The 26,116-nt window shown below is 38.9% G+C and carries 23 protein-coding genes and 4 pseudogenes; 16 read left to right on the forward strand and 11 right to left on the reverse strand.

Annotation, left to right across the window (positions count from 1 at the left end):
- Positions 1–342: 342 nt before the first annotated feature.
- From rlmD to CD30_RS20725, 5 genes and pseudogenes are all read left to right on the forward strand, one after another.
- Complete coding sequence (rlmD, locus tag CD30_RS07840; RefSeq protein WP_036174982.1) at positions 343–1,734, forward strand: 23S rRNA (uracil(1939)-C(5))-methyltransferase RlmD; 1,392 nt, start codon at positions 343–345, stop codon at positions 1,732–1,734.
- A gap of 323 nt (positions 1,735–2,057) precedes the next feature.
- Positions 2,058–2,741 (forward strand): helix-turn-helix domain-containing protein, encoded by a 684-nt coding sequence (locus CD30_RS07845; RefSeq protein WP_019155151.1) that lies wholly within the window; start codon positions 2,058–2,060, stop codon positions 2,739–2,741.
- Positions 2,742–3,358: 617 nt separating this feature from the next.
- Positions 3,359–4,321 (forward strand): tRNA dihydrouridine synthase, encoded by a 963-nt coding sequence (locus CD30_RS07850; RefSeq protein ID WP_028988130.1) that lies wholly within the window; start codon positions 3,359–3,361, stop codon positions 4,319–4,321.
- A 746-nt stretch (positions 4,322–5,067) separates the two neighbouring features.
- Entirely contained in the window at positions 5,068–5,823 is a 756-nt protein-coding gene (locus tag CD30_RS07855; RefSeq protein WP_256464900.1) for a DUF4825 domain-containing protein, read from the forward strand.
- A 267-nt stretch (positions 5,824–6,090) separates the two neighbouring features.
- A pseudogene (locus tag CD30_RS20725) lies at positions 6,091–6,285 on the forward strand (transposase); the annotation flags it as partial.
- Here CD30_RS20725 and CD30_RS07860 read toward each other — a convergent pair.
- The 4 genes from CD30_RS07860 to CD30_RS07870 all read right to left on the reverse strand — a co-directional run bounded on the left by CD30_RS07860 (position 6,278) and on the right by CD30_RS07870 (position 9,720).
- Positions 6,278–8,710, reverse strand: coding sequence for a choice-of-anchor A family protein (locus CD30_RS07860; protein ID WP_019155146.1), 2,433 nt, complete (start codon positions 8,708–8,710; stop codon positions 6,278–6,280). The pseudogene CD30_RS20725 and the gene CD30_RS07860 overlap by 8 nt on opposite strands.
- Entirely contained in the window at positions 8,701–8,847 is a 147-nt protein-coding gene (locus CD30_RS20080) for a hypothetical protein (RefSeq protein ID WP_019155145.1), read from the reverse strand. The genes CD30_RS07860 and CD30_RS20080 overlap by 10 nt, the downstream gene beginning before the upstream one ends.
- Before the next feature lie 2 nt (positions 8,848–8,849).
- The gene (locus CD30_RS07865; protein ID WP_019155144.1) at positions 8,850–9,251 is read right to left on the reverse strand and encodes a hypothetical protein; all 402 of its coding nucleotides are present in this window, start codon (positions 9,249–9,251) and stop codon (positions 8,850–8,852) included.
- A gap of 136 nt (positions 9,252–9,387) precedes the next feature.
- Entirely contained in the window at positions 9,388–9,720 is a 333-nt protein-coding gene (locus tag CD30_RS07870) for a hypothetical protein (RefSeq protein WP_019155143.1), read from the reverse strand.
- Positions 9,721–10,259: 539 nt separating this feature from the next.
- Between CD30_RS07870 and CD30_RS07880 the strand changes: the two genes are divergently transcribed.
- From CD30_RS07880 to CD30_RS07930, 11 genes are all read left to right on the forward strand, one after another.
- Entirely contained in the window at positions 10,260–11,069 is an 810-nt protein-coding gene (locus tag CD30_RS07880; protein WP_425426404.1) for a phage antirepressor KilAC domain-containing protein, read from the forward strand.
- Positions 11,069–11,503: a DUF7768 domain-containing protein gene (locus CD30_RS07885; RefSeq protein WP_019155140.1), complete on the forward strand. Its 435-nt coding sequence runs from the start codon at positions 11,069–11,071 to the stop codon at positions 11,501–11,503. The genes CD30_RS07880 and CD30_RS07885 overlap by 1 nt, the downstream gene beginning before the upstream one ends.
- Positions 11,500–13,866 (forward strand): virulence-associated E family protein, encoded by a 2,367-nt coding sequence (locus tag CD30_RS07890; protein ID WP_028988129.1) that lies wholly within the window; start codon positions 11,500–11,502, stop codon positions 13,864–13,866. The genes CD30_RS07885 and CD30_RS07890 overlap by 4 nt, the downstream gene beginning before the upstream one ends.
- A 219-nt stretch (positions 13,867–14,085) precedes the next feature.
- The gene (locus CD30_RS07895; RefSeq protein ID WP_019155138.1) at positions 14,086–14,367 is read left to right on the forward strand and encodes a VRR-NUC domain-containing protein; all 282 of its coding nucleotides are present in this window, start codon (positions 14,086–14,088) and stop codon (positions 14,365–14,367) included.
- A complete protein-coding gene (locus CD30_RS07900) occupies positions 14,348–15,709 on the forward strand; it encodes a DEAD/DEAH box helicase (RefSeq protein ID WP_036174994.1) in 1,362 nt (453 codons plus the stop codon). Before CD30_RS07895 ends, CD30_RS07900 begins: the two co-directional genes overlap by 20 nt.
- The gene (locus CD30_RS07905) at positions 15,706–15,927 is read left to right on the forward strand and encodes a hypothetical protein (RefSeq protein ID WP_028988127.1); all 222 of its coding nucleotides are present in this window, start codon (positions 15,706–15,708) and stop codon (positions 15,925–15,927) included. Before CD30_RS07900 ends, CD30_RS07905 begins: the two co-directional genes overlap by 4 nt.
- Positions 15,924–16,337 (forward strand): DUF1492 domain-containing protein, encoded by a 414-nt coding sequence (locus CD30_RS07910; protein WP_036174995.1) that lies wholly within the window; start codon positions 15,924–15,926, stop codon positions 16,335–16,337. Before CD30_RS07905 ends, CD30_RS07910 begins: the two co-directional genes overlap by 4 nt.
- 155 nt (positions 16,338–16,492) lie before the next feature.
- Positions 16,493–16,852 carry an HNH endonuclease gene (locus CD30_RS07915; protein WP_028988125.1) on the forward strand — a complete coding sequence of 120 codons (360 nt, stop codon included), beginning with the start codon at positions 16,493–16,495 and terminating at the stop codon, positions 16,850–16,852.
- Positions 16,853–16,963: 111 nt separating this feature from the next.
- Positions 16,964–17,515 carry a P27 family phage terminase small subunit gene (locus CD30_RS07920; RefSeq protein WP_036174997.1) on the forward strand — a complete coding sequence of 184 codons (552 nt, stop codon included), beginning with the start codon at positions 16,964–16,966 and terminating at the stop codon, positions 17,513–17,515.
- 17 nt (positions 17,516–17,532) lie between these two features.
- Positions 17,533–18,714 (forward strand): methionine adenosyltransferase, encoded by a 1,182-nt coding sequence (gene metK, locus CD30_RS07925; protein ID WP_019155133.1) that lies wholly within the window; start codon positions 17,533–17,535, stop codon positions 18,712–18,714.
- Positions 18,692–19,186, forward strand: coding sequence for a ParB N-terminal domain-containing protein (locus tag CD30_RS07930; protein WP_235802021.1), 495 nt, complete (start codon positions 18,692–18,694; stop codon positions 19,184–19,186). The genes metK and CD30_RS07930 overlap by 23 nt, the downstream gene beginning before the upstream one ends.
- 1 nt (position 19,187) lies before the next feature.
- Here the strand turns inward: CD30_RS07930 and CD30_RS07935 are convergent.
- The 7 genes and pseudogenes from CD30_RS07935 to istA all read right to left on the reverse strand — a co-directional run bounded on the left by CD30_RS07935 (position 19,188) and on the right by istA (position 25,976).
- Positions 19,188–20,305, reverse strand: a protein-coding gene (locus CD30_RS07935; protein ID WP_087946637.1) for an IS3 family transposase whose coding sequence is annotated in 2 segments (ribosomal slippage) — positions 19,188–20,062 and positions 20,062–20,305 — 1,119 coding nt in all. Because the reading frame shifts where the segments join, the coding sequence is not laid out codon by codon here.
- Between the two features lie 289 nt (positions 20,306–20,594).
- Positions 20,595–21,629 carry a glycosyltransferase family 2 protein gene (locus tag CD30_RS07945; RefSeq protein ID WP_026073465.1) on the reverse strand — a complete coding sequence of 345 codons (1,035 nt, stop codon included), beginning with the start codon at positions 21,627–21,629 and terminating at the stop codon, positions 20,595–20,597.
- Positions 21,630–21,651: 22 nt separating this feature from the next.
- Positions 21,652–22,113 carry a hypothetical protein gene (locus CD30_RS07950; protein WP_036175013.1) on the reverse strand — a complete coding sequence of 154 codons (462 nt, stop codon included), beginning with the start codon at positions 22,111–22,113 and terminating at the stop codon, positions 21,652–21,654.
- Positions 22,114–22,186: 73 nt separating this feature from the next.
- Positions 22,187–22,615, reverse strand: coding sequence for a hypothetical protein (locus CD30_RS20395; protein ID WP_019155127.1), 429 nt, complete (start codon positions 22,613–22,615; stop codon positions 22,187–22,189).
- Between the two features lie 204 nt (positions 22,616–22,819).
- Positions 22,820–23,683, reverse strand: a pseudogene (locus CD30_RS07960) (IS3 family transposase); the annotation flags it as partial.
- 64 nt (positions 23,684–23,747) lie between these two features.
- Positions 23,748–24,469 (reverse strand): annotated as a pseudogene (istB, locus tag CD30_RS07965) (IS21-like element helper ATPase IstB).
- Positions 24,469–25,976: pseudogene (gene istA / locus CD30_RS07970) on the reverse strand (IS21 family transposase). Before istA ends, istB begins: the two co-directional pseudogenes overlap by 1 nt.
- Between the last annotated feature and the right edge of the window lie 140 nt (positions 25,977–26,116).

Raw genomic sequence — 26,116 nt, forward strand, 5'->3', positions numbered from 1 at the left:
GATTTTTTAAAGAATTCGCTTAAACCAGTAATAAAAAAATGTTATGTTTAAAAATTGATTGGAGTGTAGGGGCGACTCCTGCGGGAACAGCCCGTGATTCGAGACCCCGCAGGAGCAAAGCGACGAGGAGGCTCGAGCCGGGCCCGCGGAAAGCGTCCCCGTAACGGAAATCAATTTTCTTTATATCAAAAAAGCATCATTTTTCTATCAGGAAAAATGATGCTTTTTTGTTTTGTCCCAACCTCTTTTTAAATTGACTAGAAGCGAGATTCTATACAGCATATAATGGCGGAATTTTTATTAACCATGCTACAATAGAAGAACTGAAATGGAGGACGGATTATGGCTACACCTGTTAAAAAAAATGATCGAAGAATCGTTTATATAGAAGATTTAACTCATGATGGAAACGGCGTTGCGAAAATAGAAGGTTACCCGCTATTTATCCAAGGAGCGCTTCCTCAGGAAACGGCAGAAATTCATGTGCTAAAAACATTGAAGAATTATGGCTTTGCAAAGATTGTGGAAATTCTTGAGCCGTCACCTGATCGTGTAAAGGCACCTTGTATTTACTTTGGAAAATGTGGTGGTTGTCAGCTTCAGCACCTTTCTTACGAAGGACAGTTAAAGTGGAAAGAAAACATGGTCAAGAATGTCATGAAGCGAATTGGTAAGATCGATGCTCCAGTACTGCCTGTAAAGGGAATGAAGGACCCTTGGAATTACCGAAATAAATCTCAAATTCCTTTTGGCATGACAGAAACAGGACCAATCGCAGGTTTTTATAAATCGAAAACTCACGATATTGTCGATATGGAACGCTGCATTATACAAGTAGGCGAAGCAGACGCTATCATGGCAAATCTCAAAAAGGAATTATCGGAAATTGGTATACAACCATATAATGAACAATCTCATAGTGGCATGCTTCGCCATGTTGTTGTTCGAAAAGGACGTGCTACTGGGGAAGTAATGGTTGTGCTAGTAACGAATAAACATAAATTTCCACAGAAGGAAGCGGCAATTGAAGTGATTCGTAAACTAGTACCAAATGTGACTTCCATCGTGCAAAACGTAAATATTGAAAAAACAAATGTAATCCTCGGAAATGAAACGTATACATTGTGGGGGGAAGACACGATTGAAGATACAATCGGTGGAGTTCGCTTTGAAATTTCAGCTCGCTCCTTCTATCAGGTAAACCCAGTTCAAACAGAGGTACTGTACAAGCAAGCATTGGATTATGCACAGTTAACTGGTGATGAAACAGTGATTGATGCGTATTGTGGAATCGGAACGATCTCTTTATTCCTCGCACAAAAAGCGAAGCAAGTAATGGGCGTTGAAATCGTGGAGCAGGCCATTGAGGATGCAAAACGTAATGCGGATTTGAATGGATTTACAAACACATATTTTGAAGCAGGTCCAGCAGAGGAAGTCATCCCGCGTTGGTATGCTGATGGTAAAGAGGCAGATGTACTTGTTGTCGATCCACCACGCAAAGGCTGTGATGAAGCATTACTTACAACGATTATTGAACAGAAACCAAAGCGAGTGGTGTATGTATCATGTAACCCAGCAACCTTAGCGCGGGATTTACGAATATTAGAAGATGGCGGGTATAAGACAGTGGAGATTCAGCCAGTGGACATGTTCCCGCAGACGACGCATGTGGAGTGCGTTGCCTTGATGTCAAGGGTAAAAGGGATGACCAACAAAAATTGCCTGAAGTAAAGACTTTTCGGAAGTCTGAGCGTAAGCGCCGCAGGAGGAGGCTTGCTTTGAACGTGAGAATCGAACTATCACTCTAAGAAAACTTATCTACACTTTTCTTCGGAGGGTTTGAGTAGCCGATTGGGATGTTTTTGCGTTAGGATTGAGTTAGTGATTTGGATAACATCGAGCTCGGGCTGTGATTTAGATGTCTGAGCAGAAAATAGAGAAATATAGCAATTAGACAAGGTTGTCTATAGGCATTAACAGGGCATTTCTCGCTTTGTGTCGTGTTAAAAAATGCCTGCTGGTAGTAATCTGGCAGAGAAAAGGAGGTCATCCATATGGATCAAATCAAAATCGGAGTGTTCCTAAAAGAGCTTCGAAAAGAAAAAGATTTGACGCAGGAGCAATTGGCTGAAAAGCTGAATGTCTCTGGCAGAACAGTATCAAGATGGGAGACCGGCAGGAATATGCCAGATATAGGTCTGCTCATCGAGATAGCAGATTTTTATGATGTTAGTATTCCTGAGATTGTCAATGGAGAAAGGAAAAGCGAGAATATGAATCAAGAGACAAGAGATACTGCTATTAAAATGGCAGAATATGGACAAAACGAGATAAAGTACGGAAAACAAAAAGTGATTAGTTATCTGATGTCATTATTCGGTATATTCATCATTATTTCGGCCTTAGCGATATTCCCCAATGATAGCAGCTGGGGAAGTATTTATTCAATTATCGGAAGTATCATTTTAATAATTGGAGCTTACTTCATGATTAAATCTGTATTCGTAAAGAGAAGCTTACGTATATTGAGTGTTGTCGGATGTGCCATTCTATTATTTGCAATTTTTACTATTTCAGATTATCTTGCAGTCACTCAATTCAACCAGGTGCCCAGATTTAGTTATGAGAAATCATACAGTTCACTGAATCCAGATGAAATTGTTCATAAGACTTTATTTTTTAAAGCTGTTCAGAAAAATCCCGGAACGGAGTATGAACGAATTGAAATTGTAAAATAAGTTCAAAAAAAGATAAATCCCAGTTTGTATTAGACAAACCAAGGCTCCTCAACTACCATTATGGCGGCGAGGAGCCTTTTTATGCTTCGATTTTTGTATGGGAGACTTTAATATAAAGAAAAATTAAAGTAAAATACACACGAATTGATACTTCAAATATCATATACATAAAAGCAGTTGATATCGTAAAAAGTCTATACTATCTGCTTTTTCGTTTGTGAAAATACCATTCAGGACTGATTTTCGTTAAAATATACATGGCGATTTTCATAAATGATCCATATTCAAATATACTAGTGTATGATAGTAAGTTAGGAAACATGATGTTAGTGTAAAAAAAGCGGTTTTATCCCGCATTAATGGGTTGTAATGCTTCTACCTCAAAATTTAGCGAAAGCAAAGAAGTTAGGAAAGGAATCAATTGCCCATAAAAACCCAATTGGTTCAGGCTAATAAGATGTTGGTTCTTCAGGTGTCATAGGACATGGCGCCTTTAACCTGAGTTTCTCTAGTTCGGTGGAGGATGAAGAAACCCCAGTGATTAAAAGTTTCACTTTATATTTTTGACTGACAGATAGTTTAAAGTTGTATCAGTAATGAGAGGATTTGAGTTTGCAATGATTGATAATTTTTGGCGTGATTTACCACGACCATTTTTTATACTTGCGCCAATGGAAGATGTGACGGATGTTGTTTTTCGCCATGTAGTAAGTAAAGCAGGTCGACCGGATGTATTTTTTACAGAGTTTACAAACTCGGATAGCTATTGTCATCCTGAGGGAAAGAACAGTGTTCGGGGTCGTTTGTTGTTTACAGAAGATGAACAGCCAATGGTGGCACATATTTGGGGAGATAAGCCCGAATATTTCCGACAAATGAGTATTGGGATGAAAGAGCTAGGATTTAAAGGCCTTGATATTAATATGGGCTGCCCTGTACCGAATGTGGTATCGAGAGGGAAAGGTAGTGGACTTATTCTGCGTCCAGAAGTCGCAGCAGAACTTATTGAAGCAGCAAAAGCGGGTGGACTGCCTGTCAGTGTGAAAACACGACTTGGCTATTCGGATGTAAATGAATGGGAGGAGTGGCTAACGCATATTTTAAAACAGGATATCGCAAATCTTTCTATTCATTTACGTACAAGAAAGGAAATGAGCAAAGTAGAGGCACACTGGGAGCTGATTCCAGAAATCAAGAAATTACGTGATCGTGTGGCACCGAATACGCTACTAACCATCAACGGGGACATTCCTGATCGTGAAACAGGACTGAAACTTGTTCGTCAATATGGTGTGGATGGGGTTATGATTGGGCGCGGAATTTTTAAAAACCCATTTGCCTTTGAAAAAGAGCCGAAAGAGCATAGTAGTATGGAGTATCTCAATCTTCTAAGATATCATCTTGATCTTTATGACTACTATTTAGAAAAACTGCCACGTCCAATTACTGGGCTCCATCGTTTTTTCAAAATATATGTCAAAGGATTTCCTGGAGCAAGCATGTTAAGAAATCAATTGATGAACACAAAGTCAACGGATGAAGTACGTCAATTACTTGATCATTTTGAAAAAAAGTGTTGACAGGACAGGGACAGTAGAATGAGGTAATGCATAAAAATTAGAGGGAAAATGAATCCTATCAACTCATGTGTATTTATAATTTTACTATTAAATCGAAAAGGTAAAGTTAATTGATTCATGTTAAGAATCCTTCATTCCATATGATTAGGTAGAAAAATTCATTTTATCAGAAATAATCTTTATTTTATTTTGAAAAATGAAAAGCCAGTGAAATTTTACGACGAGTAAAACCTCACTGGCTTTTTTAATGTTTTAAAGGAGGGTTTTGTCCTAGCTGCAATTAAATTTTTTCATATTTAAAGAATATTAATTTATTGGTTTGTTTGTATTCTGTGGTTTTAACATAACTTAGCTTTTCGTAGAAATGGTGATTACGATAACTTAGATAAGGCGCATGCAAAGTAAATAATTCACTTTAATGCAAACTGTTTCAATGTACTTTATAGCTTATGAGTCTAAGCCGGAATTTTGTACATTTTAATTGAGAAACAATTCATCTTATTAAAATAGATTATCACAGGTTAATGGAGCAACAGATGAGTTGCTTCAAATTTTATTTGCATGTCACTAAATAATGATTTTAACGTTCAAAGAATAAAACGATACCTTGTAATAGCTTGGGATAAAGCCGATTATAGTGCTTACCAATCTGACATTTGCCATAATCTCTATGAAAAGCTATTAGAAATTGATACTATTGCTATAGGGGTAGATGTAATAGTTACTTTAAGATATTAGCCTTCTTAATATTACATTGGCTTAATTCTCTTGTATGGCTTTCATTTTTTTTAATGAGTAAGGATATGGAACTTTTCTGTGATGAAAGCGTATTAAAAGTATGCATGAAAACACAAAAAACTTATGTTAATCCATTGCTGTTGCTTGCTATCGGAAAGCGTATTTTAAGAGGAACTTCTCTAGCTTTTGACAAGGGAAATGTAAAGGGGAGGATTAAAAACGTGTTAAATTATAGAAAGCCAAAATTTTGGGTGATTGCTGTTACTTTAGTTGCAATTGTAGTACTTGTGGTTGCTCTAGTTACCAATTTAATTACAACTAAATCAGGTGATGACCCTCTTGTTTCTCAGTTTTTAAAAAATAAAACCGAGTATGTAGGCAATAACTCAAAAGTTGGAGGTATCATCTTTTTATTAACGTTCCCTAAAAACATCGATTACGATTACTTTGAGCTTTCTACTGATAGTGAGCCTTTTGCAATAACTGTAAATTTACAAACGGATACAGAGACTAGAAATTTTTATAGTGATGAAGCAAATCAACAACAGTTTGAAGTTAATGCTATCATTATGTTTGCCTTGATTGGAAACGTAGAATATATCAATTTTAACCTAAATGACGGGCTAACCTCCTATAATATGCAGTACACACGAGAATGGGCAAATGATCAATATGGAAAAGATGTGCGTGATTTTGCCATAAGCGAAGAAGAATTTAGTAAGCTGATTAAGGGTACATCTTATAATGGAAAATATAGAGATTAAAATGATATAGCACAACTTGTGGAAGAAAATCTTGCTATTATAATGTTGCAAAATTCGAATCAAGACATCTACACTTGGATTTTATAGTCCACTCTTATAGTAGTGATGTAAAATCGCGCCGAGCTTTTATAAATAGAATTTCATTTTTAAATCTTTTGCGCAGGAGTGTATCTGACGGTCATCTTGATTTTTGAGAGAGGTTATGAATGTTCTTGTTAATTCATTATTGGAAGTTGTGGCAGCGTCCCAGGTTGATACAAACGAAGTCCGGAACGCGCCACGCAAAGAAATGGTTATCATCATGAATTGGACACATGGCTAGGTACACTAGATTTGAAGATTCGAAAACCTCACAAAGGCAGTTACTATCCAAGTATGCCAAAACCCCGAAAACGTATAGAAAAACATTGCTCTCTGTTATCTAAGAAGCATATTTCATTGTATTTTGAATCAGTTAAATAATCCATTCGTTGGAATCACCGGGATCAAGTGATGGGAGGGTTCCAATAACGCCGAATACGCTGTCGGTTACTTCAATATTGGTAAGCGTCACATCACCAGTATTTGTTACGATGAATTTAAATTGCGGTGTTACTCCGTCTGGAAGCAACGGTCCTGGAGACGTATCGGCTTCCTGCCATGTTGCTCCATTATCTACCGAAACATATTTCTCAATGGTGATGGAAGGGATGACGCCAAACCAATATGTCGAATTGGTGTCAGAGAGAGTATTGCCGTCATATTCACCAGTTACCGTTGCGGCATTCACGTTTTGTCCAAGCACCCAGGTACCGACAATAATCCAACTAGCTGAATCTCCCGGTGGCAGAACGGGCATGGTCCCAACAAAACCGTATATATCGTCCGTTACTTGGACATTGGTTAAGGTTACGTCTCCCACATTAGTAACTGTAACTCTAAACAAAGGATTGGTCCCTATGGCAACATTTAATCCTGGAGGTGTATCCGCGTCATACCAGGTAATCCCGTTATCGTTAGATACCTCTTTTATTATATTAATTTCTGGCTGTGGAGCTTCTTCGCCGAACCAATATGCGACATCAGCATCGGATACTCCTTCGTCAGATGTTGCTGTTGCAATATTCATTTGATTCCCAAGTGCCCATGTACCAACAACTATTGTGGATGATGATTCACCGGGGGCTAAACTTGCGATTGGTCCAAGCACTAAGCCATAAACATTGTCATTTACTATAACATTGGTCAACGTGATATTGCCCGTATTAACAACTGTGAATTGAAATTGTGGATCTGTGCCTTGTGGTACAGGTGGGCCTACAGGAGCATTTGCTTCAAACCATGTGACCCCATTATCTGGTGAAACGTATTTGTCTACTTCAATGGACGGTGCGGCCGCTTCAACCCCAAACCAAAATGCCGTGTTCTCATGGGTAACCCCCTGATCACATGTTGCCGTCGCAATATTGGACTGCTGGCCAAGTGCCCATGTGCCGTTAATTGTTACTGTTTCCGATTCGCCGGGGTTCAAATCCGTTGGACCGATAACCGTTAAATAAACATTATCCGTCACGGTAACATTGGTCAACGTAACATTTCCTGTGTTTGTAACTGTAAATCGAAACTGCGGATTGTTGGGAAAAACTACATTCGGGCCTGGAAGCTTGTTTGCATCGAACCATGTAACCCCATTGTCTGGCGATACTTCCTTTTTCACGGTAATCGCCGGAAGTGCCGCTTCCACACCTACCCAATATGTCGAATTGGTGTCAGAGAAGGTATTGCCGTCATATTCACCAGTTGCCGTCGCGGTATTCACGTTTTGACCAAGTACCCATGTTCCATCGAAAATGAATTGGTCCGAAGCGGACTTCTCCAGTGTAGCTATTGTTCCAATTAAACCGTAAACATCGTCCGTAACTATAACATTGGTTAGTGTAGCAGTTCCATTATTTGTAACAGTGAAACGAAAACGCGGATTTGTGTTAGAAGGCACATCCGGTCCTGGGGCAGTATCTGCCGAGAACCATGTTACACCATTATCAGGCGAAACCTCTTTTTCTATCGAGATGGAAGCGATTTCAGTTAAGCATGACTGCGGATCAGGCAGAGTTCCTTCAAACAATTCATTATGACTTTCGGAAGTTCCCGTAAGAGAGTTAAAAATAATATTGCCATTAATTTGGCTAGATACGGTAGTTGCATCTGCAAATGGGGCCAATACCGAGCCATATATTGCGGTCGTACTATTAGTCCATGTTGCTGCTTGAGGAAAATTCCAAAGGATTAATCGTGCATCGCTTCGAGTTGCGGTTACTCCATTTCTAAAAATTTGGTAACTACCAAATGCAATGTTTGTTCCTATGACATTGATTAAAACTGTAGAACTTAGTGGAGCTACAATATTGATGCCATTCAACTGATTCAGTGACAATCCTGACCCTGCTACATCATTTGCATTTATTTCAAATATATTCAAATCTGGCTCGGTACCGGTTAGAGTTAATCCCCCAAAGCTTACACTTGCAGTACCAGTTGCCGTCAGATTGCCCCAAAAGGTACTTGCGCATTTTAAATAAGTTGCTTTCTCTGTAAAATTGATTGGATTCCCAGTTACAAAAGTACCGTTTGGGTTTCCCATAGTATAATTGATTACTGAACTAGATGCTCTTCTGATAGTATTGCCACTAAAATTCGAACCACTTGTAACATTTACATTACCGCCAATTACAAAAGAGGCATCCGTTCCAAAGGGTGGTAATGGTGAGATGGAAGCGCCTATTCCGTAGTTTTGCAAGGTAACATTACCTCCTACGGCTACTCTTCCTTCGGCATCTGTATTGCTCATATTCATATCTTGTATCACAAACACATTGTAAATGCCTATTGGTCCAAGGTTTACTGCCATTTTTCCATTCCCTCCTTTTCAACGAAAATCGAGCCAATAATCGTCATATTACGAACATCGTTGAGGTTATAGTGAAACCTTTTCTGAATGTTACTCCATTTAACAGGAGTGTTAATGCAGTTTAAATTCGTTGACATTATTACATTCCTCCCGTTGTATGATAATATGCACTGTCGCTGGCGTAGTAGGTGTTGCCTTCGAATACGGCCGTTACGCTTGCAGTATTAACGTGTATGCCAAGCTGTTCATAATTGATGAGATCCTCGAGTTGGAACTGAAGAAGTATCTGGGTTTTAATAGTATCTTTGAGCGTCTGATTCACCGAATTGTTGATTTTCAATAAATCATCAATTGTAGCGGGCTCTGGTGGGGTTTGCCCGTCAAGTGTTCCAAGGACATACTGAATCTTTTCAGCTTCGGCGTTGATGATATGAGACAATCCTAATTCTTCCAATGCTATGGACGCCAACAAAAGATTGATGACGCTATCTCGGTTAATATTGATATGTGGAGTTACATTAGGCATGTTTGGAAATGACATAATTGGACTCCTTTCTATTTGGTTTTTATATCACAAGATGTTTTTTCGACATTGGTTCAACGCTCAAAACTAAATGAATAACAAGGCGGTGCATATGTGTCTGCTTATCTACTCATTAAAATTTGCAATTACAAAGTTATGGCGTCCCGGTAGTCGTCGTTGTGGATGTCGAAATGGATAGCGTATCTTTCAACTTAAAATGAAGAAGCATTTGGTTTTTAATGACGTTTCTCAATGTTTGACTAACCGACTCATTGATTCCTAGAAGTTCATCAATCGTCGGGGGCGTAGTGGGGGGATTCTGTCCTCTGAGCGTTCCAAGGGCATACTGAATCTTTTCAGCTTCGGCGTTGATGATATGAGAAAGCCCCAGTTCCTCAAAGGCCACGGAAGCAAGCAAAAGATTGACAGAATCTTCAAGAGTGATACTGATGGTTGCATTTATGTTAGGTATATTGGGCATTGACATAGAGTAAATTCCTCCTTTCAAGTATTAATGCTTAATGATATCTCACGCTTTCAAACATAGAATCAAATCTATAACGATTATTAAAGCAGATGAGATATATGACACTCAGTGAAAGTGTTTATGCTATATTATGTCAATGTTGACTATGTGATTGTGCTGTCGTCTATCATGTAACAGTTTGACAAGTAAAGAAGTTTAATGATTAAAGGCATACTAGATTTAGATAAGAACTATTTATCAGAAAAAATAGTAAGTGATATGGCAAAAGGAAATGATGATTTTACTGATCTGTTTCATAATGAATTTAAGATGTTGACGGACATTGGAAATAAATATCGTATACGACATCATGAGATTGAAATAACTAAATTCCGTTATTATGACTATCTTTTTAATTGTTGTTTAGCACTAATTACACGAGCTATAAAATAGTTGAAGGACTATGTAATATTTTTAATAAAGAAAAATTCCGCAAAATCATAGATGTATCGTGAGGCTGAAATAAAAATCAAACTACATATTCTTGCATTTACAATGTGATGACATTACGAAAGATTTGGAAAGGAAATTCTTTAGATCAATTCCAATTTGTCAAGGAACTTATGAGCACAATGCATTTTGTTACAGATATAGTGGATATGTTTCTGGAAACGGATTCAAATGACATTCATTCTAAACTTCCGAAATATGATAAATGGTTTCCAAGAATGTGTGAGTATGGATTTGTGGAGGGTACGGACTTTTCGACATTTCTGTCGGAAAGTACAGGTGGAAGACCAGCTGTTGACCACCAAATAACAATTGATATGGCAAAAGAGCTATGCATGATACAGCGTACTCCAAAAGGAAAACAATGCCGCGGGTACTTTCTTGAAATTGAAAGACGATGGAACTCTCCAGAAGCAATCATGGCAAGGGCACTTCAGATTGCCAATCAACAGCTAACACAAGTAAGGAAACAAAATAAAGTGCTTGAAGGTACAGTTGCTGTTCAGAATCAGCAAATTGCAGAAATGAAACCGAAAGTGTCTTATTACGATGTGGTTTTAAATTGCAAAGACCTCATTTCCACATCAGCAATCGCCAAAGATTATGGTAAGTCAGCTATTTGGATGAACCGCTATCTTAATAAAAAGGGCATCCAATTTAAACAAGGCGGCATTTGGCTTTTATATCAGAAGTATGCGGAAAAAGGATACACCAGTACTAAGACACATAACTACCTTGGCAGTAACGGGCAACAGCATACAAAGGTCCATACATATTGGACACAAAAAGGCAGACTCTTCATTTACGAACTGATGAAGGCAGACGGTATTTTGCCTCAAATAGAAATGGAGGGTGTGTAATGGGAATCAACAAATTTAACCATGAAGGATACCATGACCCAACTCCCCATGAAGCACTGACCAACATAATGAGAAAGGAAAAGGCAGAGAAAAAATCTGCCTTTAAGCCGCTTGTATATATCTGTTCTCCCTATTCCGGTGATGTAGAAGAAAACGTTAAAAAGGCTCGTAGTTTTTGCAGGTTTGCCTTGGAAAGTAACTGTATTCCAATTGCTCCCCACCTTATGTTTCCACAGTTTATGGATGATGAAAATCCAGAGGAACGGGAGCTTGCCATATTTATGGACATTGTGCTCATGGGCAAATGTTCCGAGGTGTGGGTGCTGGGCAATACCATCTCAAACGGTATGGAGAGGGAAATTGAAGTCGCCAAGAAACGCAGACAAACGGTTAGATATTTTAGTCCGGAGCATGAGGAGGTCGAAAGTTTATGAAAATTGCAGTAGGCAATAGCCGGATGGATAGAAAATGGAAAAACAAAGATATATCCTGGGAGGATTTTTGCTCCCGTGTAAAGACAACACAACGTACTACAGAAACGGTAGAGGAATATCGGAAACTTAAAAAAGGTCAACAAGATGATATCAAAGACGTGGGTGGCTTTGTCGGAGGACATTTAAAAGAAGGAAGGCGAAAGAAGGGCAATGTTCTATGTCGCTCTTTGCTTACCCTTGATATGGATTACGGTAGACCGGATATTTGGGAACAAATCTCAATACTTTTCGATTTCAAATGTTGTGTTTACTCCACCCATAAGCACACACCGGAAAATCCGAGACTCAGACTTATCGTTCCTCTTGCTCGTGAGATCAGTGAAGAAGAATATGCAGCCGTTGGACGTATGGTGGCAAAAGAAATTGGTATGGACCTTTTCGATGATACGACATATGAAGCACATCGCCTTATGTATTGGCCATCCACTTCCTCTAATGGTGAATTTGTCTACGAAGAGCAGGATGGAGCATTACTTGACCCGGATGTTTATCTTTCAAAATATCAAAACTGGCGGGATACATCAACTTGGCCGGTATCAAGCAGGCAGTCTGAAGTGATTAATCGAAGTCTGAAAGAACAAGCAGATCCGCTTTTAAAGGAAGGTGTGGTAGGAACATTCTGTCGTGCCTATTTCGTTCGTGAAGCTATAGAAAAATTCTTAGGTGCTGTTTATGCCCCCTCTGCTATGGAAGGACGGTACGATTATATTCCAGCTGACAGCAGTGCGGGTGTGATTATCTATGATGATAAATTTGCATACAGCCACCATGCCACAGACCCAGCAAGCAGCCTGCTCCTCAATGCTTTTGATCTTGTTCGTATTCATAAATTTGGTTCTTTAGATGATAAAGCTTCTACCACCACGGTTCCTGGTAAGATGCCATCTTTTGTGGCAATGTGCGAGTTTGCTATAAAAGATGAAGCGGTAAAAGCTGAGTTCGCAAAGGAAAGACAGGCTCAGGCTGAAGAGGAGTTTAGTGATGAGGATTGGCAGACAGCTTTGGAATTGGATAAGCAAGGCCGAATAAAAGACACATTGGATAACATCGTTCTGATTATTCGGCATGATGAGAATTTACAGCATATCGCTTTCAACTGCCACCGTGATGGGATTGATGCCAAAGGTGGTCTGCCTTGGGAACAGATCAAGGCTGGTTGGAATGATTCGGATAACGCGCTTCTTAAGGTGTACTTAAGCAGTAAATACGGAGTCTATTCCCCTACCAAGACCAAAGATGCTGTGTTAGCTGTAGCGTCAGAACGAGCCTACCATCCTGTTAAGGAATATCTGGACTCCCTGCCAAAATGGGATGGTATTAGCCGAGTAGATAATCTATTAATTGATTATTTCGGTGCAACAGATAATTCCTATACAAAAGCAGTCATACGCAAAACGATGGTTGCAGCGGTAGCCCGTATTTATAGACCAGGTACAAAGTTTGATAGTGTTCTTATCTTAAACGGTCCTCAAGGAATCGGTAAATCAACCTTCTTTGCTAAGCTTGCTGGAGACTGGTTTTCAGACAGTTTGACTATTACAGATATGAAGGATAAATCCGGGGCTGAGAAACTTCAGGGATATTGGTTGCTGGAACTAGGAGAGCTTGCTGGAATGCGTAAGACGGATGTGGAGGTTGTGAAGTCCTTTATTTCAAGGGCAGATGATAAGTACCGTGCAAGTTATGGGGTCAACGTCGAAAGCCATCCCCGTCAATGCGTGATTGTAGGTTCTACCAATGCGGAAAGCGGTTTTCTTCGTGATATTACGGGCAACCGCAGATTTTGGCCAGTCCGCATTAGTGGTAACAGTAGAAAGAAAGCTTGGCAGATGACTAAAGAAGAAGTACAGCAGATTTGGGCAGAGGCACTAGTATTATATGAGAAGGGCGAAAAACTCTACCTTGAAGGTGATGATGTATCCATGGCAACTAGTGAACAGGCAGATGCTATGGAAACAGATGAACGAGAAGGACTGGTTCGTACTTACTTGGATACGCTCTTGCCGGATGATTGGGACACGATGTCTTTGTACGAGCGTAGAAATTTTCTCGGCGGTAGCGAATTTGGCGGCGGCACCCGTGTTGGAACCGTAAAAAGGACCCTTGTCTGTAATATGGAAATTTGGTGTGAGTGTTTCGGTAAAGAGGCATCCATGCTAAAGCCTTCAGATTCCTATGCCATCGGTGCCATTATGAGAAAGATCAGTGAGTGGAACAAGTACACTGGGAACAAGAATGGTGTTGTGACGTTTCCTGTCTACGGAAAGCAACGAGCTTATTCCCGAGTCGAGGAACAACGCTAAGTTGTACCTTACCTTGTTCCCATACTCTTTCTTTCCCTAAAGCTAGTAATGATAAGGAAAATCAACGGTTCGGAACAAGTGGAACAAGAAGTATCCTATTTATTTATAAATAGTAAAAAGAAGTAATAGTAGCCTGTGCATACACGCATACGCGCGCGTATAGGAAAATTGGGTCAAAGTTGTTTTCTTGTTCCGAGCCTTTTTATATGGGAGGTATTTATGCTTGAAAAATATATCGAAAAGAAACTGGTGGCTGAGGTAAAAAAGATAGGAGGTATTGCGGCGAAGTTTGTTAGTCCAGGTTTAGATGGAATGCCAGACCGTCTTGTGCTTTTACCATATGGGAAGATGGCTTTTGTGGAATTAAAGGCTCCCGGAAAGAAACCTCGTCCGTTACAGATTAGAAGAATAAAGCAATTACAGAAGTTAGGCTTTACCTGCTATGTCATTGATGATGTTAAGCAGATTGGAGGGATACTGGGTGAAATACAATCCTCATAAATATCAGACCTATGCAACGAACTTCATACTTGAGCATCCCATCGCTGCGGTGTTTTTAGAAATGGGTCTTGGCAAAAGCGTCATTACTCTAACAGCTATATTTGATTTATGTCTTGATAGTTTTGAAATTGGAAAGGTTCTGGTCATTGCTCCACTTCGGGTAGCAAGGGATACTTGGCCAGCTGAGATAAATAAGTGGGAGCATTTAAAAGGGCTGGAGTTTTCGGTAGCGATTGGAACAGAGCAGGAGCGATTGGCGGCTCTTAGAAAACCTGCAAGTGTCTACCTTATAAATAGAGAAAATGTGGACTGGTTGGTAAACAAAAGTGGCATCCCTTTTGACTATGACATGGTGGTAATCGATGAGCTATCATCCTTTAAATCCTATGGTGCAAAAAGATTTAAAAGTTTACTAAAAGTAAGGCCGAGGGCAAAACGGATCGTGGGTCTTACGGGTACACCCTCCAGTAATGGGTTAATGGATTTGTGGGCAGAGTTTCGTATTCTCGACATGGGTAAAAGACTCGGCAGATACATAACTCACTACCGCAATTCCTTTTTTACACCGGATAAACGTAATCAGCAAATCGTATTTTCATATAAACCATTGCCAGGTGCTGAAGATGCCATATATCGGCTCATTTCGGATATCACCATTTCCATGAAATCAGTCGATTTTCTGAAAATGCCAGAGTGCGTTATCAATGAAGTGCCCGTGTATCTGAATGACAAAGAACAATCCGTATATGATCACTTTCGTGAAGAGATGGTTCTTGAGCTTGCCAATGAGGAGATTGATGCCATGAATGCAGCAGTCCTTTCTGGCAAACTCCTGCAAATGGCAAACGGTGCTGTCTATGATGATGATAAAAATACTCATATTATCCATGACCGCAAGCTGGATGCTCTTGAAGATTTAATCGAAGGTGCAAACGGCAAACCTGTTCTTATTGCATATTGGTATAATCACGATTTAGAGCGTATTAAAGCAAGATTTAATGTTAGAGAAATTAAAACATCCAAGGATATCAAGGATTGGAACAACGGCGATATTTCTGTGGCGGTTATCCATCCTGCATCAGCAGGACACGGCCTTAACTTACAAAGTGGTGGTTCAACACTTATTTGGTTTGGTCTTACCTGGAGTCTAGAACTCTATCAGCAAACCAATGCAAGACTTTGGAGACAAGGACAAAATGAAACGGTGGTTATCCATCACATTATTACTAAAGGAACGATTGATGAAGATGTGATGAGGGCCTTGAAACGAAAGGAAAAGACACAATCTGATCTTATCAATGCGGTCAAAGCAAATCTTGGGAAAGCGAGGGGTGTTGTATGATAGATGCATTTGAAAAACTGGCGAATGCCATTATTCTACAGGCGGTCAAGGATTATCGTTTTGCACTGAAAAGATTAGCAAAACACCCTCGCAATGATTCTGCTTTATATACAAAACGTGAGGTTGAGTGCTTCTTTCATTCTGGATTGTTTAATGTCCTCACATCCCTAAACCCTGACATATTAATTCAACAGCTACAAGAGGAGGCGGTGCGATGATGACAGCTAAGGAATTCTTAAAACAGGCTTACCGTTTGAATGAATTGATTAATTCCGACCTTGAAGAGCTACAAAACTTAAGAGATCTATCACGAAGTGTTTCATCACCCGTTCTTGAGGAAAAAGTCAGTAAAACAAAAAGTACTGATCCACCTTTTGAAAAATATGTGATAAGAATAGTAGATTTGGAGCAACAGATACAACAAGAGGTTGAGCGATTAATAAAGCTGAAATCAGATATCCGTGAAGCGATTAATCAGATGGAAAACGTGGATGAGAAGCTACTTCTTCGCTACCGATACATTAACTTTCTTAACTGGGAAGAAATCTGTGTCAATCTTAATGTTTCTATGAGAACCGTGCATAGACTTCATTCATCCGCTTTACAACATTTGAAGGTACCTAAATAAAAATTGGCACACTTTGGCACAGTTTGGCATACGATGACACTGTTTGTCCGTGGTGAAAGTTATATAATGGTAGTATGGAATATTAATAAACAGTAGCCTTCACGGGAGCATTTCTCCTGCGAGGGCTTTTTCTATGGGCAAAAGGAGGTGCAAGTATGCCAAAGAAACCTAAGCGACCGTGCTCTTACCCCGGTTGCCCAGAGCTAACTGACAAGCGCTTTTGTGAAGAGCATAGCAAGAAGGAAGCTGCACGGTATGAGAAGTATGACCGCGATCCAGCAACCCGCAAGCGTTATGGTCGTGCTTGGAAAAGGATACGTGACCGCTACATTGCAGCCCATCCTCTTTGTGAGGAATGTAAAAGACAAGGAAAGCTGACCCCAGCAGCTGAAGTGCATCACATTCTTCCTCTTGCAAGAGGAGGAACTCACGATAGAAGTAATCTGATGGCTCTTTGTACTCCTTGCCACTCTGCAATCACTGCAAGAGATGGAGACCGTTGGGGAACCCGGTAGGGGGAGTCAAATCTCTACAGCTTTTCATTTGTGTAACGGGCGTGGGGCAACGCGTGAAAAAACGCGGTTTCAAACGGGGTAATAGGCCCATCGACGAAAAGAGGTGAGTGAATGGCCAAAGATGGAACAAATCGTGGCGGCGCCCGTATAGGCTCCGGTCAAAAGAAGAAACCACTTGCTGACAAAATTGCAGAGGGGAATCCTGGTAAGAGAAAGCTTGAAGTCGTTGAGTTCCAAAATACCGCTGACCTGAAGGGGCAGGAAATGCCAAAGCCAATGGCCATGCTCTCAGCGGTGCAAAAGGATGGAAAAACCCTAGTAGCGAGTGAAATCTATGAAATTACATGGAAATGGCTCGAGGAGCGAGGCTGTGCCCATTTGGTACTTCCACAGCTTCTAGAGCGATATGCCATGAGTGCGGCCAGATGGATACAGTGTGAGGAAGCAGTAACCGAGTTTGGCTTTCTTGCCAAGCATCCAACTACCGGCAATGCTATTCAAAGTCCTTATGTAGCTATGAGTCAGAACTTTATGAGTCAGACAAACAGATTGTGGATGGAGATTTATCAAATCGTTAAAGAGAATTGTGCTACAGAGTATTCTGGTTTAAACCCACAGGACGATGTGATGGAGCGACTGTTATCTGCCCGCAGAGGAAAATAAAGATGAGGAGATATATAATGAGTAAAAGATATTTAACAGCTGAAAGTGTATGTGCTGGACATCCTGATAAACTATGCGACATCATAGCAGATAGCATTTTAGAAGCATGTTTACGTAAAGACAAAGCATCACGTGTCGCTTGTGAGGTAATGGCAACCAAAGGGAAAATTATCGTGGCGGGCGAAATCTCCTGCAGCGAGAAAATAGACATCCGATACATTGTTAGGAATGTCCTTAAAGAGATTGGATACAACCCTCTTAGATTCTTAATTTATGTATTTGTACACAAACAAAGTGTAGATATTGCAACTGGCGTGGATACTGCACTGGAAGCAAGAAATGGAATAAATGAACAGTATGGTTCGATAGGTGCTGGAGACCAAGGAACTGTGTATGGCTATGCTACAAAGGAAACAGGAGAAATGCTTCCCCTACCCCTTATACTATCTCACAGGATTGTAAAGAGACTGGATGATTGCCGAAAAGGGAAACTGATAAAAGGTATCCACCCAGATGGTAAAGCACAGGTGACGGTGGAATATGAAGGGGACACTCCAGTGCGAATAAAGACTATCGTGATATCGGTACAGCATGATAAGAATAAAACACAGGAAGAACTAAAGACAGATATCCTTAACAATGTCCTATGGCAGTGCTTTGAGGACTTCCCATTTGATGATGAAACAGAAATTCTCATTAACCCCTCTGGTAGATTTGTCGAAGGTGGTCCCGCTGCCGATACAGGCTTAACTGGTAGAAAAGTTATGGTTGATACCTATGGAGGACTTGCATCTCATGGAGGAGGCGCACTTAGTGGTAAAGACCCCACCAAAGTTGACCGAAGCGGTGCCTATATGGCTCGGTACATTGCAAAGCATATCGTCTGGTGTGGATATGCAAAGAGATGTGAAGTTAGTATATCCTATGCCATTGGTAAGGCAAATCCTGTAGCCTTTTCTGTAAATACTCTTGGCACAGGTATTGTTTCTGACGAAATATTAACTCTTGCTGCACAGGAGATTTTCAATTTAAGACCTGCGGCAATCATAGAGAAGTTGCGTCTAAGGAATGTGATTTACTCTGATACAGCTGTTTATGGTCACTTTAATAGTTGTCTATTCCCGTGGGAGGATGTAAATAAGTACAATGAATTTAGAAAGGCGGTGGAAAAGTATGTTGATAGAGAAGATAAAAACTAAACACCTCATCCCCGCTGAATATAACCCAAGGAAGGATTTAAAACCGGGTGATCCTGAATATGAGAAACTTAAACGCTCCCTTGAGGAGTTTGGATATGTAGAACCCGTAATATGGAATAAGACCACAGGCAGAGTCATCGGAGGTCATCAGCGTTTGAAAATCCTGCTGAGTATGGGCATGGATGAGATAGAATGCGTAGTTGTTGAAATGGATGAGCAAAAGGAGAAGGCGCTGAACATTGCACTAAATAAAATTAGTGGTGATTGGGATAAAGACAAATTAGCACTTCTCATCACGGACTTAAATGCTTCAGACTTTGATGTGTCTTTGACAGGTTTTGACCCGGGAGAGTTGGAGGATCTTTTCAAGGATTCCCTTAAGGATAATATAAAAGAAGATGATTTCGATGTAGACAGCGAGCTGAAAAAGCCCGCTGTTTCGCATTTAGGGGATGTGGTATGTCAACACTAAACTAGACAACTTTTTTAAGGTGTTCATTTTTATATTCAATAGGGCTTAAATACCCAAGTGTTCCGTGAATTCTGATATGATTAAACCAATGAACATAATCATCTAATTCTAATTTCAACCGTTCTAAATTTTCAAAATGTTTCCCTTTGACAAACTCTGTCTTAATAATTTTAAAGGTGGCTTCAGCTACCGCATTATCATACGGACAACCTTTCATACTCAATGAACGCTTTATTTTAAATGTTTCTAATGCTTCATCAATCATCCTGTTTTTAAACTCATTTCCTCGGTCCGTGTGAAACAATTGAATTTGCCGTAAATCAGCTTTTATAGTCGATAAGGCTTGATATACTAGGCCTGCGTTTTTATGAGGCCCAGCACTGTGACCAATAATTTCACGATTATAAAGATCAACAAATAAACATATGTAATGCCATCGATTTTCGACTCTTACGTATGTTAAATCACTCACTACCACAGATAATTCATTTTGTTGATTGAATTCCCTATTTAACTCGTTTTTAGCTTTTGATTCATTACATTTATCTACATGAGGCTTAAATTGAGCGACTGTATATTTAGATACTAGCCCATTCTTTTTCATAATTCTGCCAATACGTCGTCTGGATGCAACTATGCCAAGCTTTTTTAATTCATGTTTAATTTTGCGTGTGCCATAGTTTTGGCGACTTTTATTGAATATATCAATTATGGCAAATGCGAGTTCATCTTCTGATTTTGATTGCTCTTTTGCTTCGTAATAATAGGTACTTCTTGGGAGTTGTAGGACGTCACACATTGCTGATATCGAGTATTTGTGTCGGTTATTTTTGATCACATTTACTTTCGTCCTAGTATCAGCGCAGCTTGCTTTAAAATATCATTTTCCATCAATAAACGTTGGTTTTCTTTACGAAGTTTGATCAACTCTGTTTGTTCTGGTGTCCTATTATCCTTCTCTTTAAACGAACCAGATGTTTTGCTTTGTTTAATCCATTTGTCCAATGCCGAAGGCGTTAAATCGTATTCACTAATGATATCTTTTCTGGGCTTTCCGCTTTCGTATAACTTGACCATTTGAGCTTTAAATTCGGAAGTAAAAGTTCTTCTTTCTCTCATGTAAGTCTCTCCTTAACTAAATAGGGGTAACGTAGACTGCAACAACAGTGGAATAATGCCGAAACTTGACATGGAGCCTCTGCGGACATGCTTTCCCGACCAGGAAGCCAGCTGATAAGTACACCTGGCCCCGCCGACAAGGCTAGCATACCCGCTTCTCCACGTAAAGTTTCTAGAATGGATCTCTTATGACAGTAAGCAGTATGCCCAAATTTGGTGGTTAGTCTACTTGACCTTATTTTTATTGTCCAGTTAAGTGTAGCCGATTCAGCTCCTTGACGACATCCAACTACAAATCACTTTCTGGAACTATCATTGCTTTTAAACATAATTGTTTATAATGTTCTGCTTTAAAGCTACCTGCACCCCTTGTAATAAGATAGTCTGTGTGATGTTCTCCTAGTTCCAGACATTTATCAAATGAAGCTATTGCAGCTGGATAATTTTTTATTTGAAATAAAAAAAGCCCTTTTAAAAAATGAAGATCTACATAATCCGGATAAAGAAGAAGAGCCTTATCAATACTAAAACTAGCAACTTCATAGCTCTTCGTCTCAAATAAAATATCATATTTCAAACGGTATAAAAGAGCAGGAGGTGTATATCCTTGCTGTAAAAATCCTAAGATTGATTTATTTATATAGTTAAAAGCTGTTTGATATTCTTTTAATCGATAAAATTCACTAGCTAAATGATATTCAATCCAAGGACTATGAGAACTGTCTTGAAATTCTTTAAAAAGGACCTGTAAATTCCTTCGAGATTTATTTCGTTGGTCTGTAATTTTTTTGAAATAACCATAATGATAAATTTCAGTATCAATACTTACTATATCATGAGATGATTCGAGTGATTGGGGTAGTTGGAGTGTTTCGTGAATTCGATTAGTAAATCGAATACCTACATGATTACGAAATAGTCGTGGCTGGTAATAGATAAAAGCATCTTCTTCTTGAATGGGTAGAGATTGACCGTAATAATTAACAATAGGCATATAAATCATTAACGCATTCGTTTGTTGTATTGCATCTTGTATTAATTTCGATTTTTGAACTTCCAATTTTTCATCAGCATCTAACCATAATATCCAATTACCACTAGCCTTTGATAAACCATAGTTACGGGCTTCTGCAAAATGATCATTCCATTCATAAGAAAAGATAGAAGCATTATAGTTCTTACAAATGTTAATCGTTTGATCGCTTGAGCCCGTATCCACAATAATAATCTCATTAACTAACTTTTGAACACTTTGTAAACATTGTTCAATAAAATCTTCCTCGTTTTTAACAATCATACAGAGTGAGATTGTCTGCGATGTCATTTAATCATCCCATCCGTTATAATTAATGATTCGGTGGTTTCCAAGGAGGAGAAGGTTCTTTCAAAATAATGATTTTAACAGTGGAAGCAGGGTAATAGTTCAGAATCTGAGAGATAATATTGTTGCATAACAATTGATTATCTGAATGGACAAAATGATGTTGCTTAATCAGGTGCTGTAATTTTTTTATTAATAAATAAGTATTATTACTTTCAATTGAATAGTAGGTAAAATGATCATCTGATAAAGGTATTACCTGATTATAGAGATAATGCCGATAATTCATATACATGTGCAGCTTTTCAATTAGGAGTAAAGATTGAATAATTTGTTTTTCAGTTAAATTTTTTTTTTTTGAAGAAATTGCATAGGAATAAACAAAAAAATATTTTATTATCAATTTAATAAATGACTGTATGAAATGGTAATGATTTTCTACCGTTTTCATGACTTTCTTTTCATCGAAACTATGATTTGTTTGCAATGATTCAACTCCTCTCCTAAACGTTTCCTCTCGATTCATATCAATGATGGAAAGGCGTTACAGGCGCTTAATTCTAGCATTCTTTATTCTTTTCTTTACTTTGACACTTTGAACAAATACAAGGAATCACCTTTGTATCCTTACAGATATTATTTTTTTGTTTATCACATTTTTTAGAACATTTGTCTTTATCTTTCGAATCGCATTTTTCATGACATGCCTCATCATCAATTGAAATAACTTCTTCTAACTTAAATTGAAGTAATGTTTGAGAACTGACAATCGATCGCAGCATCTTATTGACGCTTGCATTTAATTTTATATAATCCTCAACGTTACAAGGATCCTTTTTTAAGAAATGTTGTATTTTTTCCCCTTCTGCATTCAAAATATGGGATAAACCAATCTCCTCTAATGCAATGGATGCAAGCAATAAATTGATCGTTTCACAACGGGTTAGTGAGATTTTTGGAGTAATGTTAGGAATAGTAGGTAATGACATATAGATCCTCCAATCCATTTTTGCCTTTATCAAATGACTAGGACGTTCTTTATAATATATGAGTTATGAAATAATTGGTTCCTAGTTATTTGAAATTAGAGTGGATATAAAACAGTTTAAGAAATCACTTTTTTATCGAAAAACTATATGCTTCTCAGACGAATTAGTGTTATGTAATAAGACAAGTGGTATGTCAACACTAGACTAGACAATTTTTTTAAGGTGTTCTATTTTGTATTCAATTGGGCTTAAATACCCCAGTGATCCGTGAATTCTTATATGATTAAACCAATGAACATAATCTTCTAATTCCAACTTTAACTGTTCTAAACTTTCAAAATATTTACCTTTTACAAATTCTGTCTTAATAATTTTAAATGTGGCTTCGGCTACTGCGTTATCATATGGGCAACCTTTCATGCTTAACGACCGTTTAATCTCGAATGTATCTAAAGCTTCATCGATTGTCTTGTTTTTAAACTCGTTTCCTCGGTCTGTGTGAAATAGTTGAATTTGTCTTAAATCAGCTTTAATCGTTGATAAGGCTTGGTAGACTAGTCCAGCATCTTTATTAGGACCGGCACTATGTCCAACAATTTCTCTATTGTAAAGATCAACAAATAGACATATGTAATGCCAATTTTTTTGGACCCTTACGTATGTTAAATCACTGACTACAACCGTTAATTCCTTTTGTTGATCAAATTCCCTATTCAACACATTTTCAACTTTAGATTCATTACATTTATCCACATGTGGCTTAAACTGGCCAACTGTATAGTTTGATACTAGCCCATTTTCTTTCATGATTCGGCCAATACGTCTTCTGGATGCAATTTTACCGAGTTTTTCCAACTCATGTTTTATCTTACGAGTGCCATAGTTCTGGCGGCTTTTATGAAAAATATCGATGATGGTAACAGTAAGTTCATCATCTGATTTAGATTGCTCTTTTGCTTCATAATAATAGGTACTTCTTGGGAGTTGTAGGACGTCGCACATTGCTGATATCGAGTATTTGTGACGATTATTTTTAATCACATTTACTTTCGTCCTAGTATCAGCTTGTTTTTGGCAAGTAGGAAATGTATCAAATGGCAATTAAAAATGTACCACTTGCCAATCCCTATATTTACTTATTGTGTAATAATGATTCTTTATACCGGTAGCTTTCTCCATTAAATACAATTAAATGAGAATGGTGAATCAGCCGATCGATCACAGCTTCCGTTAAGATCGGATCCCCAAATACGTGATTCCACTGACCAAATTGTAAATTCGTCGTCACAATCATGCTCTTTCTTTCATAACACATTGAGATGACTTGAAAAAGAAGTTCTGCCCCCTGTTTATGTAGAGGGATGTACCCTATTTCATCAAGAATCAGAAGATCGAGTTTCTCTATCTGCTTAAAGACCCGGCTCAACGAGCCTTTTTCGTGCGCATCTAGTAAGCTATTCACTAGACCAGTTACCGTATAAAATTTGATGCGCTTCTCTAATTTTTGAATCGCGTTTAAACCAATTAACGTGGATAAGTAGGTCTTTCCGGTACCCACACCTCCATAAAAGATTAGATTTTCTCCATTTTCAATAAAGTGCCCGTTTAACAGATATTCTGCTGTGATGCCTTGAGCCATTTGAATGTGGGTCCATTCAAATGGCTTTCCTGCTATTTTAGGCAACGTTGCCTGAGAGAGTAATTGGTAACCTTTCGTTTTTCCCGTTGTTTCACTTCTTGTTCAAAGAGTTGGAGAAGATACTCCTCATGGCTCATTGCTTCGATTTCATGATAATGCTGACGAATCCAGCTTAATTTCAACCGTTTTGCATATTCTCGAATCTTTTGATCCATCACTGCTTCCCTCCTCTAGAAGGGAAAAGCTGATCATAATGCTCTAACCCTCTTGTCGCATTCGGTATGACAGGTAACGAACCTTTCGGTTGAATGATAGGGCGCTGTCCTCGTCCGTTAATGAGTTGATAAAACACTTGTTTAATCGACTCTACAGATGGATGCCCGTTTTCAGAGGCAAGCTGTAAAGCTTGCGTAGGTAACTCAAAATCGTAGTCTTTTAGAATCACCGATAAGAGCTGTAATGCTTGTTGTTTTTCTGACAGCGTACATTGTGTAAAGTATTGTTGCCACAATGGAGGTAACTGATCGTAAAAACTTGTGTATTTCATCGCTGTCGGTCTTTTCGACATCAACGTTAGATACGGTTGCCATATCATCGATTTTTGTTTATTACCGTAAAGACGTGGATGGCAAACAATCGTGTCATAATCTTCTGTTAGGATCTCGATTCGGTTGTACGAGATTTTTGCCAAAACTGTGGATTTGGCAAAACGCGGAGACGTCGAATAGAGTTTATTTTCCACTCGAATATAGCCATACTTATCAGCTTTTACTTGTTCATACCGCACACACTCATACTCTTTCGCTGGTAACTGTAAAAACTGCTCTTTATCTGCCAAATACAGTTCGGCAAGTACAATACCTTTTTGATAATGAAGACGGTTTCGTTCCTTTTCTGCCTTTCCCCATAGCGTTTCATTCAGTTGTTCTATGTCATGCACCACAAGCTCCGGAAGAAAGAAGTTGTTTCGAACATATTTCACCATCGATTCCACATGTCCTTTTTCGTTTCCACTAGCCGGATTACAAAATTCATATTCAAAACCATAATGGCAAACAAAACGCTGAAACTCCTCCGTTAGCTCTCGCTCCCCATTAGGTAATACTTTTTTCACCGCAGGTGATAAATTATCAAAACGAATTACTCTAGGTACTCCACCTATGTGATGAAAGATTCGTTTCAACCCTTCTAAAAAGCAATCCCGATTTTCAGATGGAAACACCTGAACGTAAAAGGTATTACTATAGGGAAACGATAAAACCAAATATGGCCATGTCACTACTTCTCCACGATATTTAAATGGTGCCTCCCTAAAGTCCACTTGAGCTGTTCCTGGCTTCGACTCTAATGGCAATGCAGCTGTTTCTGTTTCTTCGGAAAGCTGTTTTTTACGTTGGGATACATAATGCCGAACGGATCGTGCGGAACCTTCAAACCCATATTCTTCGACAAGTTGCGTATACATCCGTTGAGCAGTTCGTTGAAACTTCTTTTTCTTCTTCAAGTCTTCTTGAAGCCATTGATCTAGAATCGGTTTCACAGGATCCATGACTTTTGCTTTTCGTTTTTGCTTTGGTACTTCTGAAGGACTAAAATCCTCCACCTCTGCATATTTCCGAACCGTTCTACGGTCTCGACTCATTTGTTTGGCAATAGAGCTATACGAACGCCCTTTTTTATTTGTTCATGTCTGATATAATTAATTTCTGCCACTGCTAACATCTCCTTCATCGCCTCCTGTCATTTTTGCCCAATAACAGGAAGTTTATTTGAATGTAGGAATGTTGGCAAGTGGTTTTTTTATGCCCGAAAAGGGCTACATAAATTAATTGCCAAACTGTACATTTTTAGTTTGCCATAAA

The sequence above is a fragment of the Ureibacillus massiliensis 4400831 = CIP 108448 = CCUG 49529 genome (assembly GCF_000772965.1).
Classification (GTDB): Bacteria; Bacillota; Bacilli; order Bacillales_A; family Planococcaceae; genus Ureibacillus; species Ureibacillus massiliensis.